Below are 16777 nucleotides of genomic sequence, written 5' to 3' on the forward strand. Positions count from 1 at the left end.
GCTTTCGTCCTTTTTTGCAATCAGGAAGGCATCGGGGTAGGGGTCGGCTTCGCATAGCCCTCATTGTACTTTTCATCGATGGTCTTGCGAATCTCCTTGATGGACTTGCCCTTGTTATATTCGACGATGGATTCGGCCGCAATTTCCAGGCATACCCCACAGCGGGTCCCATGGTCATCCCATGTGGTCTTCTCGCCATTCTTCTGTTGGACAAAGCAGTTGAAATTGCTTTTATGTCCGGCAGAATCACCGCATCCGCAGTAGCACGGTATGTATTCAAGAAGTTCCTGATGCTGAGCCGATGCCGCATAAATCGTCTTCATTGTATCCTCTTTCCCGTCAAGGAATGAAGGGAGGATCTCCGGTGATGAGGTTTCTTCCTGGATGTCCTCATTCATGACTGCATGGCTTTCGTGATCATGCTCCTCTGTTGTTTTTTCCTCTTCGGAACATCCGGCGATGAGGAGCGTCATCACCATGAAAAAAGAGATAAACACTTGACGTTGCTTCAATTTAAAAACCTCCTCCTCTATCGTATGTAATTGAATTGTAACATTCATTTATCAGAGTGCCATACATACAATAGTCATAGAATGTTGAACGTTTTGTCACAAATCGGAAGTTGGATTGTATGCGCCTTCACCTTCTGGTCGGGACAGGGACTTATTGCCGTGATGCCTCTTTATCTGATACACTAGTAACTTCAAAACGTCTGGATCATGTTTCGGTCTGAATGAAGAGTGATATACTATATATAAAGGAAAGGCGAGGTGAATATGATGAAAAAATGGAGTGTCCTCATTCTCGCTTTTGTATTTTTCTTATCGGGGTGTTCCATAGAAGATGCGGCGAAGCATGTTTCGAGGCAGGTTTCCGACTGGGAAAAAGACCAGCCTCCAGAAGCGTTCATTCCGAAGAATATGAATGTCACCTCTGTCGGGGATTCCCTGACCCAGGGGGTTGGAGACAGTACCAACAGCGGGGGATATGTTCCTTATCTTGAGAAGCTTCTTGAATCCACCGATGGTGTGAAGGATGCCGAGTTCCATAATTATGGCATCAGGGGAAATCGGACGGATCAATTGTTGAAAAAGATCAAAACCGAAGAAGTGAAATCATCCATTGAAAAATCCGACGTGGTCATGATCACGATCGGAGGCAATGATGTCATGAAGATCTTCAAGCAGAATCTTTCCAAGCTGAAGCTTGATGTCTTTCAACAGGAGCAAATTGCCTATCAGGAACGCCTGAAAGAAATCCTTGATACGATCAGGGAATACAATCCAGATGCCGGAATCGTCCTTGTCGGGCTATATAATCCTTTCAACACCTGGTTCTCCGATATTGAAGAGGTGGAAGAAATCATTGATAGCTGGAATGAAGGAAGTCGTGAGGTGCTGGATGACTATGATCGTTCCCTGTTCGTCGAGATTGACGATCTCTTCATCGATGCCGGGGATGAATTGCTGTTCGAGGATTATTTCCATCCGAATGACGATGGGTATGAGCTCATTGCAGAGCGCATGTTTAAAAGGATGACGAAGGGGGAAACATTAGCTTCGTTGACGCGTAAAGAGAAAAATCAATAGGAAGAGGAGTCGCCATGAAGAGCAAATGGAAAGTGGGGTTCTTTGCTTTAGCCGGGCTGATGTTGGCAGTGATCATCGTCCTCCTGATCATGGTGTCTGCACCGATCAAGGACGACCCGGTCCCTAAAGGGAATCCTGATGAGAACAATGATGTCGGATTCAATATCCAGACAGACAAAGAGGATCTGAACCTGATCATCGAGCATTATATTGAAGAAGAGGGCATGGATGGCCCGGTTGATTACGGGGTACAGCTGAAAGATGATGTCGAACTCATCGGTTCCGTACCGGTGTTCACCTCGAATCTGGATTTTAAATTGACATTCGAACCGGAAGCCCTAGAGAATGGGGATATCCTGTTGAAGCAGAAATCCATCTCACTGGGTAAACTCAAATTACCGGTCTCCTACGTGCTTAAAATCGTAAGGGACTCCTATAATTTCCCCGAGTGGGTGAAGATTCGACCAAATGATGAAGAAATCTACGTGGCCCTTCAGGATATGGAGCTGAAGAGCGACATCAAGGTGCGCGCCAATGAGTTCAATTTGAAGGATGACCGTATCTCCTTCCGATTGCTCGTTCCCGTTGATCGCGCCCTGCAAAACTAAAAGAAGGCAGCCTTCCGGCTGCCTACTTTCTTATTTATCCGTTGATGAGCACAGCTTCCAGGGCAGGCTCGCCGCCTGCGAAGCCCGCTGCAATAATCGTATAGGCCTGATTCGCCTCGAATTTGACATCAGGGATGGACAGGACAACGTCCTTTGATCCTGCCGGCCTGACTTCGAGGTCGACGGTCATCGGAGTCAATCCCAGGTATTCCGTTGCCTGCTTAAAGGAGACATTCGGGAAGATGACATCTCTTCCTTTGACCGCGATGTCAACGGCAGGGGCATCCGGTGAAAGGTGGATGAATTTCACTTTCGTTTCACCGGCAGGGACACCAGGTTCATCCACATATGGAAGGAGCTGCAGCTTTTTCGTGGTTCCTGCTGCTGCCAACGTGTATGCCTTACCCGGATCGACTTTTACCTTTTTGCTGATGATCGTTTCTGTACTGGTTCCTGTCGGATACACATCAATATGGTATTTGCCCCCCGGCAGGGTGAGGTAGTCGCTGACATCCTTGAATGCGAGTTTCCGCAGGACGCGGTGACCATTGACATAAACATCGACCTCACCGGCATCCGGTACTCCGTGGAATACCCGGACATAGCTCGGTTGGGCAGCCGTCGTCAGATCGGCTCTCTGGGCTTCCAGGGCAAGCCTCATATATTTAAGGTGTTTCAGATAATAATGATGGTGCATATTCGGATTGGAATATTTGTAGTAGCAGGACAAAAGATCATACATCGCGGCTTTATTCAAATATTGTTCTTGGCTCATGAAGACATCTCTCCTTCGTACAGACTTGACAGGATAGAATATGCACAATCGCCCAAACGGTGAAAATATTCTTGCACTTCGGAATAATGATGATATAATTTGAATAACGACAAAAGAGAGCAGGTGATGAATATGGGATTCACGACTGAAGCATTCAACCACACATACCGATACAAACACCACATTCATCACGCTTCCGTGCTCTAACGGGATTAACAGGGATCATTCTGCCTGAAGGAGAATCCGTCTGCGTGATGAACGCGGATGGATTTTTTATTTTAGGGAGGAAATACCATTGAATCAATATAAATCAATCATTTTCAGCAGTGCCAGGGAGGAATATGCCCCCTATCTTGAAGAACATATGGAAGTGGCACGGGTGGTCACGGAACAAAAAGGATTCTATAAAGTGATGACTGACGTGGAAGAAGGATTACTTTGTCAGGTCACAGGAAAGATGAGGTTCCAATCAGACTCCCGCGAAGATCTTCCAGCAGTCGGTGACTGGGTGGCAATCAGGAAGGATGAGGCTATCATCGAGCGTGTCCTTCCCAGGAAGAGCAAGTTCTCACGGAAAATGGCGGGGAATGAGGCAGAGGAGCAAATCATTGCTGCGAATATTGACACGGTCTTCATTCTGAGCTCATTGAATGACGATCTTAATCTTCATCGCATCGAGCGATACGTCATCCTGTGCTGGGAGAGCGGTGCAACCCCCGTTGTGATCCTGACGAAGGCCGACGTCTGCCCCGATGCGGTTGAACGGGTTTCTGAAGTGGAGGCTGCGCTTCTTGGGGTGCCCGTCATGGCCATCAGTTCTCTGGACCGGACAGGGTTGGAGGCGCTGTATCCGTATCTTACCCCTGGTAAGACCGTAGCCTTGACGGGCTCTTCCGGAGTGGGAAAATCCACCCTGACAAATGAACTCCTTCAAGAAAGCCTGCAGAAAACGAAGGAAGTCAGGCATTCGGATGATAAAGGAAGGCATACCACGACCCATCGGGAGCTCTTCCTCCTCGATTCGGGAGCGGCGCTTATCGATACGCCAGGCATGAGGGAGATACAGATCCTCCACGGAAGCGAAGGTCTGTCCACCCAGTTCAACGACGTGGAGGAGCTCGCACGCTCCTGCCGGTTCAATGACTGCTCACACGGTGGTGAACCAGGCTGTGCCATCAGACTCGCCATCGAGGAAGGGGTGTTGAGTGAGGATCGATATCTTCACTATGAAAAGCTGCAGCGGGAAATCGCCTACATGGAAAGGCGGGGGAATAAGCGCCTCGAGTCCCTCGAGAGGAAAAAATGGAAGAGCATGAGCAAGAAGCGGAAAACTGAAGCAGCGGCACCTTCCTCATTGACCGGATGATGAAATACCAATGATCGGGAAAGAGAAGAGCCGGTACAGGGTTTACTCATGATAACGGTCTGGTCCCTTTTAAATACGAGGTGTGCGAACACCCTCTTTAAAGGGACTTTTTACTTTACAGGCCGGGTTCATCGAATCTTCCGGACATTACCTCGGTACGAAGTCCCGGAAGGCGGATTGTTTAACTTTTCAGTGCATTTGGGGTACACTTACAGTATGAAATCACGAAAAGAAAAGGGTGTTGATCATGACGGGTGATAAGAAGAAAAAATGGGCGACCTTCGCCGGGGGATGTTTCTGGTGCATGGTCAAACCATTCGATGAACAGCCTGGTATTTACGGCATCACATCCGGTTATACGGGAGGGCATGTCAAGAATCCGACTTACCGTCAGGTATGCTCTGAGACAACCGGACATTATGAAGCAGTGCAGATCGAATATGATCCCGATGTATTCCCATATGAAAAGTTGCTGGAGCTCTACTGGCAGCAGATCGATCCGACTGATCCCGGAGGGCAGTTCCATGATCGGGGGCAATCGTATCAGACCGTCATCTTTTATCATGATGACAGCCAGAAGGAGGCTGCGGAGGCTTCAAAGCAGGCACTCGCTGCTTCGGGGCGATTCAGTCAGCCGATCGCAACCAAGATCCTCCCTGCATCCGAGTTCTACCCAGCAGAGGAATATCACCAGGATTACTATAAAAAGAATCCCACACACTATCGTCAATACAGCATAGGATCCGGCCGCGCCGGATTCATTCAGCATCATTGGAGGGATGAAGGATGAGTAAAGAAGAGCTAAAAAATAAACTCACAGCAGAACAGTATGAAGTGACACAAAACAATGGAACCGAGCCTCCATTCAGGAATGAGTATTGGGACCACTTCTCTGATGGTATCTATGTGGATGTCGTGTCCGGTGAAGCCCTTTTCAGCTCACGGGATAAATACGACGCTGGCTGCGGATGGCCCAGCTTCACAAAACCGATCCAAAAGGAAGACATCGTCGAAAAACAAGACAGGAGTCATTTTATGGTACGGACAGAGGTCCGGTCCAAAGAAGCCGATTCCCATCTCGGGCATGTCTTTGATGACGGTCCTGGTCCGGCCGGTCTCCGTTATTGCATCAATTCGGCCGCTCTCAGGTTCATCCCGCTGGAGAAACTCGAAGAAGAAGGCTACGGGGAATTTAAAAAGCTCTTTGATTGAATCGAAGAGCAATCCGCCAGGTTTATGGCGGAGTACATAGGTGTAAATATACAGTAGGATGGTGAATGATATGTTTAAAAAATTATTCGGTAAAAAAGAAGAAAGCCCTAAAACAATCTCGGTCGTTGCTCCTTTGTCGGGGACAATCAAATCACTGGAAGAAGTACCGGATCCAGTGTTCTCTCAGAAAATGATGGGGGACGGGATCGCAATCGTACCCGATAATGGAAAAGTGGTTTCCCCGGTAGACGGAGAAATCATGCAGCTTTTCCCAACCAAGCACGCAGTCGGGATCAAAGCAGCAAACGGGGCGGAACTGCTCATCCATATCGGTCTTGAAACTGTCTCCATGAAAGGAGAGGGGTTCGAGGCCCATGTGTCTGAAGGTGCCAAGGTGAAAGCGGGCGACCCTCTAATTACGTTTGACGTCGGCCTGGTGGAAGAAAAGGCCAAGAGCACCATCACTCCGGTCATTTTGACTAATGGGGACGATATGGGCGAGCTTGTGAAAAAGGACGGAACCAAGGTAGAGGCAGGAAGCGGAGAAATCCTGGAGATTTCTGCAAAATGATGTGAGGGGACCGGGCTACCGTAGCCGGTCCTCTTTTCTTTTGGGGAAAAACACAAACCTTTTGTGGGTGATTGACATACAGTGTATAGAAATATGATTCAATCACTTAACCTTAAGGAGTGGTTTACGTGAATTATGGATACGGTTGTGACCCATGTTACCAGGGCGGGTATGGCTATGGCTATCCGACAGGTGGCTATTCAGGCGGATTTGCCCTGATTGTCGTCCTTTTCATTTTATTGATCATTATTGGAGCCGTTTGCTACTGCGGGGATTGATAAAACAAACAGAAGCTCCCGCTGGATCCAGGGGAAGAAATTTACCGTCCTTTGGATGGGAGGCATGAATACACCTTTGCACATACAAAAACCACGCTTGGAACTCCAGGCGTGGTTTTTGTGTTGTGTTGATCTTTTCTCCGGTCTACCCGGTCGGTGGTGGCTTCTCAAATCTTGAAGTTCGAGATGATCCCTTTTAGTGCCTCCGCTTGCTTTGAGAGCTCTGAGGCACTTGCCGTCACTTGTTCCATAGCAGCGGAACCTTCTTCGGCCGCGGCCGCTGTTGTTTCGGTATTGGCGGCCGTGGACTCACTGATTTCGTTTACGGCGGCAAAGGATGAAGCCACTTCCTGAGAAAGGTTCAGCGTTTCATGGATATGTCCTACCATTTCTTCTACCACGGCAGAAGTTCTCTCAGTGTGCTTGAGGATATCCTTGAGAGCAGAGTTGGTCAAATTGGTTGTTTCCACTCCAGCGATGACTTCTTTTACCCCTTCGGCATTCTGGTCAATGATAAGATCGACTTCCTCTTGGATGCTGTGGACTATTCCCGTCACACCTTTTGCTGCATCCCTTGATTGTTCAGCAAGCTTTCGTACTTCATCGGCCACCACGGCGAATCCGCGTCCGTGCTCTCCTGCACGGGCGGCTTCAATGGCGGCATTCAGTGCAAGGAGATTGGTTTGTTCTGAAATATCCGTGATGGTTGCAATGATGGCGGATATTTCAGATGAACGTTTTCCGAGGGCCTCGACGGTCCGGGTTGTGTGCGCCATTGTTTCTTCGATTCCCTGCATCTTCTCAGAGGATTCACGGACGGATTCCCCGCCTTTTTCGGCGGCATTCTTCATCCCGATCGCAGTGGACTTCACTTGCTCCGCCTGCTGGAACAGGAAGCGGGAAGCTTCTTCAAGGCTATTCATCTTTTGCAGTGAAGCAGACATACGGGAGGTGGTGTCTTCACTGCCTGCCGCAATTTCACTTGACGTTTCGGCAATGGATGAGATCGTGTGAGAAGTTTCCTCTGCAGAAGCAAGCAGTTCCTGGGAGCTTGCCGACACGTTTTCAGCCATTTCAGTCACCTGGCGGACGAGGACGGAAATGCCTGCAATCAGCTTATTCGTATCCTCTGCGAGGCCGCCAAGCTCATCGCGGCTCTTGACGTGGATGCGCTTCGTCAAGTCTCCACCGGCATCGGCGATTTCAAGGATGGATTCACTGATTTTACGTGTATTCTTCAGGATCGTCCTCGACAACCATAGGCTGAAGATGACGATGAGGATGATGGCCAACAAGGACAGGCTCCCCGTGATGATCTTGGAATTCATCACCAGCGTGTTGAGGGAATCCATCCGTTTTCCAAGATCTTTCTCCTGGGTCTCCGTGATCATATCCACATAGGAGCGGATCCCGTCTATGTACTTCTTACCGGTTCCGGTTTCCACGAGGGCTGCGGCTTCTTTGAAGCCAGCTGTTTCCCTTTTATCAATTACCCGGTCGACGAATTGGATCCAGAAAGAGTACTGCTTGTCGATTTTATCGAGCTTGCTCATTTGATCAGGGTTGTCTTTCAGTAGCTTCTTTAACTCTCCCAAATTCTCATTCACTTGTTTTTTTCCATTATCATACGGAGCAAGGAACCCGCTCGCACCCGTAATCACATAACCTTGTTCACCGATCTCGATTTCATTGAGCAGCCGGGACAGATCCTTTGATTTGGCATCTATGGCCATGTCTGATTCAATCAGTTTGTCCATTTCGGCTTCAAGCTTGGTTGTGTTCAGATAGGAAGTATAGGCTAGGACCCATATGATGACAGCAAGAACGCTGAATGATAAGACGACTTTTCCGCGAATGGATCGAAAGTAAGGGCTTTTCTTTCCCTTTTTCTCTTTTTCTTTCTTTTTATCTCGGTGTTTTATTTTTTTCTTCACCGTTTCCCCCTCCTTATATAAGAAAAAAGTAGTATGACAGGTTGAACTTACCATTATTTTAACTTTATACATAGGATTAATCTAGTGGTCAATCCATCAAATTGTCGAAAAAGGGAGAATTTTTCGGGACTATTATCCTGCACGGGGGATTCGGACGAAATCAAAGTTTTTTTAAGGAAGACGAAAGATTCCAAGATCTCAACATAAATATAGTGGAGAAGGACTTCACTTATCAACACATGGTGTCCGCTGGAATCCTGCTGAATAATCGTGGATTTACCGGATCGATGGTTGATGTATCGCCTCCAACCAGATCGAACAAAGAGAGATTATTATCCGTTCAGGAGGGACGCTATGCTTCGTTCACATTTGATCAAGCCGCTTATCGGTGAATATTATCCGACGATCGATTATGGGAAAGGGATCTATTTGTATGATGATAGTGGACAAGAATATATTGATGCGTGTTCAGGGGCCGTTACCGCAAATCTGGGTCATGGGATGGAAGATATCCTGCAGTCGATCGTCCAGCAGGGAAATAAGGTAGCGTTCGTCTATCGCTCGCAGTTCAGCAATCAGCCTGCCGAGGAGCTGGCGGCATTCTTATATGAAAAGACGGGGTATGCCTGGAGTTTCTTTGTCAACAGTGGATCGGAAGCAGTAGAGACGGCGATCAAGATTGCGATTCAGCATTGGCAGGAGCAGGGTAGATCCTCGAAGACTCGTATTCTATCTCGATGGCTGAGCTACCATGGCATCACGATGGGTGCGCTGTCTGCGTCCGGTCATCCTGTCAGGCGGGAACGTTTCGACAGTCATCTAGGGGACTGGCCGACGGTGGAGCCCCCGTATTGCCTTCGCTGTCCTTTCGGTAAAGAATATCCCTCTTGCGGATTATTCTGTGCAGACCAACTCGATACCATGATCCGCCGTATCGGAAGTGATCAAATCGCCGCCTTTGTTGCTGAGCCCGTCATCGGTGCTGCAGGGGGCGCGATTGTTCCTCCGAAGGGATATGAGAAGAGGATCCGGGAAATCTGTGATCACCACGATATCCTCTACATTTCCGATGAAGTCATGACCGGATGTGGACGGACGGGTACGTTTCTGACGCTTGAGCAATCCGGGGTGGAAGCAGATATCGTCACAATCGGGAAGGGGTTGAGTGCCGGGTATGCTCCCATTGCGGCCACACTCGTCTCTGACCGGGTAATGAATCCCGTTCTCAGCGGGTCGAAGGTCGTCATGAGCGGTCACACATTCAGCGGCAATCCTCTATCCGCAGCAGCAGCCCTTGCAGTACTGAAATTGATTGATAAAGAGGACATCATTTCACAAGTCCAATCAAAAGGAACGTATATGCGCAATCTCCTTGAAAAGCTCAAAGGCGAATTCCCGTTTATCGAGGAGGTCCGTGGGAAGGGCCTCCTCATCGGACTAGAAATGGTGGAGGGGGCTGGGAGTTCATTCACATCCCTGATTGTCAAGAAGGGGATCCAAAATGGGATCCTTCTATATCCTGCCGCAGCAGGCGTCGACGGAAGGAGTGGGTCCGCCATCATGATCGCTCCCCCCCTTAACAGCTCAAAGCGGGACCTGGAGGAAATCTGCCTGCGGTTGAAAGCGGCGTTGAGGGAGTCTGCGACAGAATGGAAGGAGTAGGAAGGATGGGCGTTCTTAAAAGCAAGCTATCGGGTTTTGAAGAGATAAAGCCGCTCTTCAGGGACGGAATGCACCTGATGTTTGGTGGATTCGGCGGAATCGGGACACCACCGACCATCGTCAAGCATGTGCTGACATGGGGAGTGAAGGATCTCACCATCATCGGGAATGATACAGGGTTCCCTCATATCGGCATCGGACAGCTGGTGGCGGCAAAGCGGGTGAAGAAGGTGATTGCCTCCCATATCGGATCGAATCCGATTGCAGGAAAGATGATGGGGGATGGCGAGCTCGAAGTAGAGTTTTCGCCCCAGGGGATCCTTGCCGAGCGCATCCGGGCAGGCGGAGTCGGGATTCAGGCGATTGTCACCAGGATCGGTTATGACGACCCCTACCTGCATCAGGGGAAGCAGACCGTTCTGCTGAATGGGGAGAAATGTCTGATTGAAACGGCCCTGACGGCGGAAGTGGGGATCGTCATGGCAAAAGCGGCAGACACATTCGGTAATCTCATCTTTGATAAGAGTGCGAGGAACACGAACCCCGTCGTTGCCATGGCTTCTGATATCACCATCGTTGAAGCGGAGCAGATTGTTCCCTTCGGTGAATTGGATCCTGAAGAAGTCGTGACATCAGGTGTATTTGTCGACTACATTGTACCGTCGGAAGGAGTCGATTGGAGATGGGTGTGGGAAACGGTTTGAAAGAGCGCCTGGCAAGGAGGGCAGCTCAGGAAGTAGAAGAAAATACGGTCGTCAATCTCGGAATCGGGATCCCGAGTCTGGTACCAGATTTTCTTCCAGGAGGATTTCCGGTCCTCTTTCAATCGGAAAACGGGATCATAGGGATCGGGGAAGCACCTGAAAAAGGTCGTGAGGATCCAACCCTCTGTAATGCAGGGGGGTACCCCGTCACCCTGGTGAAGGGAGGGGCATTCACAGACAGCGCGGTGGCGTTTGCCATGATCCGGAGGGGACTCATCGATTTGACGATACTCGGCTCCCTGCAGGTGAGCGGGAAGGGCGATTTGGCGAATTGGATCATCCCTGGGAAGAAGGTCCCTGGGATGGGAGGAGCGACGGAGCTCGCAGCGTGCGCCCGCAGGGTCATCGTCGTCATGACCCACACGGATAAATTCGGTGGGCCCAAGATCCTGCGGGAATGTACACTCCCATTAACAGCGAAGGAGTGCGTCTCCATGATCATCACGGATCAGGCGGTATTCCGATTTGAGAACGGAGAGATGGTACTGAAGGAGATCTTCAAGCCTTTTTCCATCGAAGACATCCGCTCATCGACAGAAGCAGACTTTTCCGTAGATCCGAATGTGTTGTTCTTGGAAGGATAAGGAGGGGATGACCGTGCAGCGACATCTGATTGCACAGGCCATAGCGGAACGAAGGAAAGAAACCATTGCGTTTCTTCAACGTCTGGTTCAGGAGGACAGCATCAGGGGAAATGAAGCGGGAGCACAGGCAGTGATCATTGAGAAATGCCGGAAGCTCGGAATGGACCTGGATATATGGGAGATTGATCGAACGGAAGTGGAGTGCCATCCCTTTTATCGATGCGACCGTGAACACTTTACAGGCAACCCCAATGTCGTGGGAGTCCTGAAGGGGACGGGGGGAGGGAAAAGCCTGATCTTAAACGGCCATATCGATGTTGTGCCTGCGGGGGACAAAAAGGACTGGAGTGATGATCCCTATAGTGGAAAGGTGGAGAACGGGCGCTTATATGGACGCGGCTCCACCGATATGAAAGGAGGCACAGCGTCCCTTCTTCTGGCCATCGAAGCGGTCCAAAGCCTCGCGATTCCATTGAAGGGGTCGGTGATCTTTCAGAGCGTCATCGAAGAAGAGAGCGGGGGCGCAGGGACACTTGCGGCCCTTCAGAGGGGGTATGTAGCTGATGGCGCCATCATCCCGGAACCCACGAATATGAAGATCTTTCCTAAGCAGCAGGGCTCCATGTGGTTCAGGTTGAAGGTGAAGGGGAAGTCGGCCCATGGCGGCACAAGGTATGAAGGGGTGAGTGCGATCGACAATGCGGTCACCGTCATCCAGAGGCTCCATGAACTGGAAAGGGATCGAAACGATCGTGTGGATGACCCGCTGTATGATAAGATTCCGATTCCCCTGCCCATTAATATCGGGAAGATTTCCAGCGGTGAATGGCCATCAAGTGTCCCGGATGTGGCCATCATTGAAGGAAGGATCGGCGTCGGACCATGGGAGGATATGGAATCGGTAGAGGACGAATTGATCGATGCGCTTGGAGATCTGAAGAAGATTGATGAGTGGTTCGATCATCACCCTGTGGAGATCGAGTGGTTCGGTGGCAGATGGCAGCCTGGAAGTCTTGAGCCCGGCCATTCATTGATTCAAACGCTTTCGGAAGAGTTCCAGAAGGTGTGCTCGGTCCGGCCGGTCATCGAAGCTTCCCCTTGGGGAACCGACGGGGGGATCCTATCCAAAGGGGCCGGGATACCGGTGGCTGTGTTTGGACCCGGGACGACGGAACTTGCCCATGACGCAGATGAATCCATTGAGCTTGAGAGTGTATTCAAGTCGGCAGAGATCCTGGCTGGATTCATCGTTGAATGGTGCAATCAGCCCGTATGACGGAAGGTAATATAAGCGGTTGTCGCTATCTGTCAAAATAAAAAAACAAAAAATTCAAAATAAAAAGTAAAATTCATCATGACCTGTCTATTTATGGGTAAAGGTCTTGTAAGAAGACTTCATAACCCTCCGGGACCATTCATATGTTGGTAAAAAGGGGAGGCTGCTATGCAAACATATGAAACCATCACCCTGACACACGGAAAGGCATCCATCTATAAAGATCTCCCGAATCGCCGGATGCGGATCGATGAAATCAACGGCAGTATCGACCAGCTCATCCGATATGTGGAGGAAGAGTGCCGATCGGGGGCGTATGAAAAAATCATTGTCAAAGCGAAGAAGAGTCAGTGTGGTTGCCTGACGGAAGAGGGATACGTGATAGAAGGAAGATTATCTGCTTATTTCAACGGAAGCGAAGCGATCTGGATGAGCAAGTTCCTGACGGACGAACGGCGTAACAGTTCTTACTGGAAAAAGGAGGATGACATTCTCCAGGCGATCATGAAAAAGAAAGGGGGGGCGGTTTCACCGGAACCGGAGATCAAGGTTTGTGGGGAGAGCCACGCTGATCAGCTTGCTGACCTATACCGTGCTGTATTCGAGGTGTATCCGGTTCCTCTCCATGATCCCAGCTATATCCGACACTCGATGGAAAATGGGACAATCTTTGTATGCATCGAAGAAAACGGGGCCATCATCAGTGCAGCGTCGGCAGAAGTAAACCTTACGTTCGGCAATGCAGAGCTGACCGACTGCGCAACGAGTCCCTCGCACAGAAAGGGCGGACACATGAAGCATCTGCTGCTCCGCCTTGAACGTGAGCTCGTGGAGAGAAAGATTTTTTGTTCCTATACGATCGCCAGATCCCTTTCACCCGGTATGAATGCGGCGTTTTGGCAGCTCGGCTATAGGTATACGGGGCGATTGGCGAATAATTGCATCATCTTCGACAAAATGGAAGACATGAATATTTGGGAAAAAGACCTGAGCCGTTGATGGCGTTCAGGTTTAATTTTGAGCAAAGCGGGTGTTTTAATTGAAAATGAATCTGTATTCCCCTAAGAGGCATTGGAAGGAAATCGATTTATGGAAAGATGTCACGGAGGACCAATGGTCGAATTGGCTTTGGCAGCTTACCAATACAATCAGGACCCTTGATGATTTGAAAAAGGTGGTCAATCTGACTCCTGAAGAAGAAGAGGGAGTCAAGATTTCGACTAAGACGATCCCGCTGAATATCACCCCTTACTACGCCTGGCTCATGAATGAGGATGATCCGCGCTGTCCAATCCGCATGCAATCGGTGCCGATCGGACAGGAAATCAACAAAACGAGATATGACCTGGAGGACCCTCTTCATGAAGATGAAGATTCTCCTGTGCCGGGACTCACCCACCGCTATCCGGATCGTGTTCTATTCCTCGTGACCAATCAATGTTCCATGTATTGCCGCTACTGCACGAGAAGGAGGTTTTCCGGACAGATCGGAATGGGTGTGCCCAAAAAGCAGCTCGATGCAGCGATCGACTATATCAGGAATACCCCTGCCGTACGGGATGTTTTGTTATCCGGCGGGGATGGGCTTCTCATCAATGACCAGATCCTTGAATACATCCTGAAGAACCTGAGGGAGATCCCCCATGTCGAGATCATCCGGATCGGAACGCGTGCGCCCGTGGTATTCCCGCAGCGGATCACTGAGAATCTATGTTCCATCCTGAAGAAGTATCATCCGGTGTGGCTGAATACCCACTTCAATACGTCGATTGAAATCACTGAGGAATCGAAGAAGGCGTGCGAGATGCTTGCAGATGCAGGGGTACCGGTCGGTAATCAGGCAGTCATCCTGGCCGGCATCAATGACAGCGTTCCGATCATGAAGAAGCTCATGCATGACCTGGTGAAGATCAGGGTGCGCCCATACTATATCTATCAGTGTGACCTTTCCGAGGGAATCGGGCATTTCCGTGCCCCTGTTTCCAAAGGGCTGGAGATCATCGAGGGGCTAAGGGGGCATACGTCGGGATACGCGGTGCCGACCTTCGTCCTCGATGCACCGGGAGGAGGAGGGAAGATCTCCCTTCAACCGAACTATCTGATTTCCCAGAGTGCATCGAAAGTAGTGGTGAGGAACTTCGAGGGTGTCATTTCCACCTATCCTGAACCGGAAGGCTATGTAGCTGGGAGGGCAGACGAGTACTTTAAGGGAATCTATCATGATGAGGAACTGAAGGAGCCTACCATCGGCATTGCAGGGCTCATGCACGATACCCACGCATCCCTTACGCCATCAGGTCTGAAACGCCTTGAACGCAGAAAGGCATATGAAGAGAACCCTGATCATCATTCCCTGAAGAATTTCAGAGACAAGCGGGATCAACTGAAGGAGAAGAAGCACCAGGCGATGCTATCCAAAATGGAAAACCAGTCTCCCCCTAAGGAGGGGAATGAAAAATGACCGAAGATGGAAAGACGTGTGAATGGTGCGCCGGCAATGTGACAGATTCCGTGACGACCGTCTATTGGGAACTTCCCGACGGTACAAGATCGATTGAAATCCATGAGGTCCCTGGTATCCTTTGCCGGTCGTGCGGCATGGAATATCAGGAGGAAGAGGTCATCATGGACATCGAAGATCAGCTCATGCTCATGGACACCAAGACGATTCCAAAAGCTGTACGTTTTGATGAATTGCTGCAGATGCCCAGATTCTTAAAAAAGAATTACTTCCGGTTTTAGCACCGGGTCCGAAACCTTTCCCTTTACGAACGGAATATCATCGGCTATCCTTTTAGGAAACGAATTGAAGGATAGGTGAAGGCCAGTGAGAAAATCATTTTACCACTACCTGATGAAGCATAGGCAACCCTCTGCAAAGGATGATCTCACAGCATTTGCCAATGCTGCCTACGATGATCATGCGTTTCCGAAACACTCCGGGGAATACGATGAAATCAGTTCCTACCTGGAATTCAACGGCCATTATCTCGACAGCATGGTCATCTTCGACCGTGCGTGGGAGATGTATCTGCAGGATGAAAAAGCCTGAGGGCAGGCATCCGCACATTTTCATAAGCGTAAACGCGCTGTAAATAGCCAAAAGGCCGGGGACTGCTGTCATTTCCCGGCCTTTCTTCAACTCTGCGATCTGTTGTTGAAACGTAAATCTTGTTTACCGATACAAGGGTCCCTGCATATCATATAAAAAAGTCGATTAGGGTGAGGGGAGAATGAAAAAGCGAAAAGATCCCAGGTTCAGGGTTGGTGAAACGGTGGTCGTGACCATATATGGGACAGTCGGAAAGATAACCGATATTAAGAAAATCGACGGGGAATTCCTCTACGAAGTAAATGAGAGTGAAGGACTGTTCAAGGAATCCGCACTCGAACTCCTTGAATCGTATGATGGATATATATTCGAACAGGAACAGATCGATATCGAATACAAATTCCTATTCGGCGATCTGGTGGTCGTGAAGGGATATGACGAAGACCTGTTCAAAATTGTGGGCTTTCGCACTGAAATCTGGCGCTATAAAGATGATGCATGGGAAGACGTCATCTATGAGCTGATGAGGGTCACAGACGGAGAATGGCTGGAAGCGGATGAAAACGAAATCACCCTCGTGGCCGATGAAGGTCAGGCCGAGGCATTCATCAAGAAATATGGGTTTGTCTTTCCGGCGAAGAAGGGGATGAAAACGAAAAAGCTCCCTTCCCCGACGGGTCAGAAGCCGAACTGGATCGATCAACTATTGGATCACTATAATGACTACAAGCTTCTCTATGAATTATTCAATGACCCTGTTTATAAGAGCAAGATGGATCATGTCCTGGAACAGCTCAAGTCCCACTCAAGCCACGAATCATAAAGAAGGAATCATCCACATGAGATAGAGGAACAAGGGAATACTGAGGATCATGAATGAGATCAAGATGAAGCGGAGGATCCACTGCATTCCCTTCAGGATCGTCGTTTCCACTTCATCTTCATTTTTTTCCATTACCTTTAGCGCTTTATTCAACAATTGACTCCACTCCTCTATGAACCAGTCCGGTTCGTGATTGAATAGTAGAGTGTATGCCCGTCCCTCCCATGTTATGAAAACTTTTTTATAGTCATAACCTGGGAGGACGGCTCATAAATTGAGAATC

At 49.4% G+C, this 16777-nt stretch carries 19 protein-coding genes and 1 pseudogene; 16 read left to right on the forward strand and 4 right to left on the reverse strand.

Annotated features, from left to right (window positions below):
• Nucleotides 1–20 precede the first annotated feature (20 nt).
• Nucleotides 21–479 carry a PCYCGC motif-containing (lipo)protein gene (locus tag ACNA6I_RS04235; protein WP_148795746.1) on the reverse strand — a complete coding sequence of 153 codons (459 nt, stop codon included), beginning with the start codon at nucleotides 477–479 and terminating at the stop codon, nucleotides 21–23.
• Nucleotides 480–776: 297 nt separating this feature from the next.
• Here ACNA6I_RS04235 and ACNA6I_RS04240 point away from each other — a divergent pair, with 297 nt between their 5' ends.
• A complete protein-coding gene (locus ACNA6I_RS04240; protein ID WP_251527283.1) occupies nucleotides 777–1589 on the forward strand; it encodes an SGNH/GDSL hydrolase family protein in 813 nt (270 codons plus the stop codon).
• A gap of 14 nt (nucleotides 1590–1603) precedes the next feature.
• Entirely contained in the window at nucleotides 1604–2197 is a 594-nt protein-coding gene (locus tag ACNA6I_RS04245; RefSeq protein ID WP_048005813.1) for a YpmS family protein, read from the forward strand.
• Between the two features lie 34 nt (nucleotides 2198–2231).
• On the opposite strand, the gene ACNA6I_RS04250 is transcribed toward ACNA6I_RS04245, so the two are convergent.
• Complete coding sequence (locus ACNA6I_RS04250; RefSeq protein WP_048005812.1) at nucleotides 2232–2972, reverse strand: DUF4397 domain-containing protein; 741 nt, start codon at nucleotides 2970–2972, stop codon at nucleotides 2232–2234.
• Nucleotides 2973–3267: 295 nt separating this feature from the next.
• Between ACNA6I_RS04250 and rsgA the strand changes: the two genes are divergently transcribed.
• The 5 genes and pseudogenes from rsgA to ACNA6I_RS04275 all read left to right on the forward strand — a co-directional run.
• On the forward strand, nucleotides 3268–4338 hold the full coding sequence (gene rsgA, locus ACNA6I_RS04255) for a ribosome small subunit-dependent GTPase A (RefSeq protein ID WP_416312973.1): 1071 nt from the start codon (nucleotides 3268–3270) through the stop codon (nucleotides 4336–4338).
• A gap of 247 nt (nucleotides 4339–4585) precedes the next feature.
• Entirely contained in the window at nucleotides 4586–5128 is a 543-nt protein-coding gene (msrA, locus tag ACNA6I_RS04260) for a peptide-methionine (S)-S-oxide reductase MsrA (RefSeq protein ID WP_048006363.1), read from the forward strand.
• The gene (msrB, locus tag ACNA6I_RS04265) at nucleotides 5125–5550 is read left to right on the forward strand and encodes a peptide-methionine (R)-S-oxide reductase MsrB (protein ID WP_048005810.1); all 426 of its coding nucleotides are present in this window, start codon (nucleotides 5125–5127) and stop codon (nucleotides 5548–5550) included. Before msrA ends, msrB begins: the two co-directional genes overlap by 4 nt.
• Nucleotides 5551–5620: 70 nt before the next feature.
• On the forward strand, nucleotides 5621–6121 hold the full coding sequence (locus ACNA6I_RS04270) for a PTS sugar transporter subunit IIA (protein ID WP_048005809.1): 501 nt from the start codon (nucleotides 5621–5623) through the stop codon (nucleotides 6119–6121).
• A 188-nt stretch (nucleotides 6122–6309) separates the two neighbouring features.
• Nucleotides 6310–6399, forward strand: a pseudogene (locus tag ACNA6I_RS04275) (YjcZ family sporulation protein); the annotation flags it as partial.
• Nucleotides 6400–6566: 167 nt separating this feature from the next.
• On the opposite strand, the gene ACNA6I_RS04280 reads toward ACNA6I_RS04275, so the two are convergent.
• On the reverse strand, nucleotides 6567–8333 hold the full coding sequence (locus tag ACNA6I_RS04280; RefSeq protein ID WP_252264808.1) for a methyl-accepting chemotaxis protein: 1767 nt from the start codon (nucleotides 8331–8333) through the stop codon (nucleotides 6567–6569).
• Between the two features lie 354 nt (nucleotides 8334–8687).
• Here ACNA6I_RS04280 and ACNA6I_RS04285 point away from each other — a divergent pair, with 354 nt between their 5' ends.
• From ACNA6I_RS04285 to ACNA6I_RS04325, 9 genes are all read left to right on the forward strand, one after another.
• A complete protein-coding gene (locus ACNA6I_RS04285; protein WP_252264807.1) occupies nucleotides 8688–9995 on the forward strand; it encodes an aspartate aminotransferase family protein in 1308 nt (435 codons plus the stop codon).
• Nucleotides 9996–10000: 5 nt separating this feature from the next.
• Entirely contained in the window at nucleotides 10001–10699 is a 699-nt protein-coding gene (locus tag ACNA6I_RS04290) for a CoA transferase subunit A (protein WP_159129760.1), read from the forward strand.
• Nucleotides 10678–11343 (forward strand): 3-oxoacid CoA-transferase subunit B, encoded by a 666-nt coding sequence (locus tag ACNA6I_RS04295; RefSeq protein WP_048005806.1) that lies wholly within the window; start codon nucleotides 10678–10680, stop codon nucleotides 11341–11343. Before ACNA6I_RS04290 ends, ACNA6I_RS04295 begins: the two co-directional genes overlap by 22 nt.
• Before the next feature lie 7 nt (nucleotides 11344–11350).
• Nucleotides 11351–12619: a peptidase gene (locus ACNA6I_RS04300; RefSeq protein ID WP_416312974.1), complete on the forward strand. Its 1269-nt coding sequence runs from the start codon at nucleotides 11351–11353 to the stop codon at nucleotides 12617–12619.
• Nucleotides 12620–12787: 168 nt separating this feature from the next.
• Nucleotides 12788–13618: a putative beta-lysine N-acetyltransferase gene (ablB, locus tag ACNA6I_RS04305; RefSeq protein ID WP_416312975.1), complete on the forward strand. Its 831-nt coding sequence runs from the start codon at nucleotides 12788–12790 to the stop codon at nucleotides 13616–13618.
• Between the two features lie 46 nt (nucleotides 13619–13664).
• On the forward strand, nucleotides 13665–15080 hold the full coding sequence (ablA, locus tag ACNA6I_RS04310) for a lysine 2,3-aminomutase (protein WP_048014115.1): 1416 nt from the start codon (nucleotides 13665–13667) through the stop codon (nucleotides 15078–15080).
• Complete coding sequence (locus tag ACNA6I_RS04315; protein WP_048005802.1) at nucleotides 15077–15361, forward strand: YokU family protein; 285 nt, start codon at nucleotides 15077–15079, stop codon at nucleotides 15359–15361. The genes ablA and ACNA6I_RS04315 overlap by 4 nt, the downstream gene beginning before the upstream one ends.
• Before the next feature lie 85 nt (nucleotides 15362–15446).
• Nucleotides 15447–15671, forward strand: coding sequence for a YozE family protein (locus ACNA6I_RS04320; protein WP_079516241.1), 225 nt, complete (start codon nucleotides 15447–15449; stop codon nucleotides 15669–15671).
• 181 nt (nucleotides 15672–15852) lie between these two features.
• On the forward strand, nucleotides 15853–16494 hold the full coding sequence (locus ACNA6I_RS04325; RefSeq protein WP_048005801.1) for a hypothetical protein: 642 nt from the start codon (nucleotides 15853–15855) through the stop codon (nucleotides 16492–16494).
• Here ACNA6I_RS04325 and ACNA6I_RS04330 read toward each other — a convergent pair.
• Nucleotides 16489–16626: a hypothetical protein gene (locus tag ACNA6I_RS04330; RefSeq protein WP_156489349.1), complete on the reverse strand. Its 138-nt coding sequence runs from the start codon at nucleotides 16624–16626 to the stop codon at nucleotides 16489–16491. The two genes, ACNA6I_RS04325 and ACNA6I_RS04330, sit on opposite strands and share 6 nt — an antisense overlap.
• Nucleotides 16627–16777 lie beyond the last annotated feature (151 nt).

Source organism: Rossellomorea sp. FS2 (assembly GCF_047915635.1).
Taxonomy (GTDB): domain Bacteria; phylum Bacillota; class Bacilli; order Bacillales; family Bacillaceae_B; genus Rossellomorea; species Rossellomorea marisflavi_A.

Coding starts and splice junctions, on each gene's coding strand:
- ACNA6I_RS04235 (WP_148795746.1), bottom strand. CDS start 479: ATGGTGATGACGCTCCTCATCGCCGGATGTTCCGAAGAGGAAAAAACA.
- ACNA6I_RS04240 (WP_251527283.1), top strand. CDS start 777: ATGATGAAAAAATGGAGTGTCCTCATTCTCGCTTTTGTATTTTTCTTA.
- ACNA6I_RS04245 (WP_048005813.1), top strand. CDS start 1,604: ATGAAGAGCAAATGGAAAGTGGGGTTCTTTGCTTTAGCCGGGCTGATG.
- ACNA6I_RS04250 (WP_048005812.1), bottom strand. CDS start 2,972: ATGAGCCAAGAACAATATTTGAATAAAGCCGCGATGTATGATCTTTTG.
- msrA (WP_048006363.1), top strand. CDS start 4,586: ATGACGGGTGATAAGAAGAAAAAATGGGCGACCTTCGCCGGGGGATGT.
- msrB (WP_048005810.1), top strand. CDS start 5,125: ATGAGTAAAGAAGAGCTAAAAAATAAACTCACAGCAGAACAGTATGAA.
- ACNA6I_RS04270 (WP_048005809.1), top strand. CDS start 5,621: ATGTTTAAAAAATTATTCGGTAAAAAAGAAGAAAGCCCTAAAACAATC.
- ACNA6I_RS04285 (WP_252264807.1), top strand. CDS start 8,688: ATGCTTCGTTCACATTTGATCAAGCCGCTTATCGGTGAATATTATCCG.
- ACNA6I_RS04290 (WP_159129760.1), top strand. CDS start 10,001: ATGGGCGTTCTTAAAAGCAAGCTATCGGGTTTTGAAGAGATAAAGCCG.
- ACNA6I_RS04295 (WP_048005806.1), top strand. CDS start 10,678: ATGGGTGTGGGAAACGGTTTGAAAGAGCGCCTGGCAAGGAGGGCAGCT.
- ACNA6I_RS04300 (WP_416312974.1), top strand. CDS start 11,351: ATGACCGTGCAGCGACATCTGATTGCACAGGCCATAGCGGAACGAAGG.
- ablB (WP_416312975.1), top strand. CDS start 12,788: ATGCAAACATATGAAACCATCACCCTGACACACGGAAAGGCATCCATC.
- ablA (WP_048014115.1), top strand. CDS start 13,665: ATGAATCTGTATTCCCCTAAGAGGCATTGGAAGGAAATCGATTTATGG.
- ACNA6I_RS04315 (WP_048005802.1), top strand. CDS start 15,077: ATGACCGAAGATGGAAAGACGTGTGAATGGTGCGCCGGCAATGTGACA.
- ACNA6I_RS04325 (WP_048005801.1), top strand. CDS start 15,853: ATGAAAAAGCGAAAAGATCCCAGGTTCAGGGTTGGTGAAACGGTGGTC.
- ACNA6I_RS04330 (WP_156489349.1), bottom strand. CDS start 16,626: ATGGAAAAAAATGAAGATGAAGTGGAAACGACGATCCTGAAGGGAATG.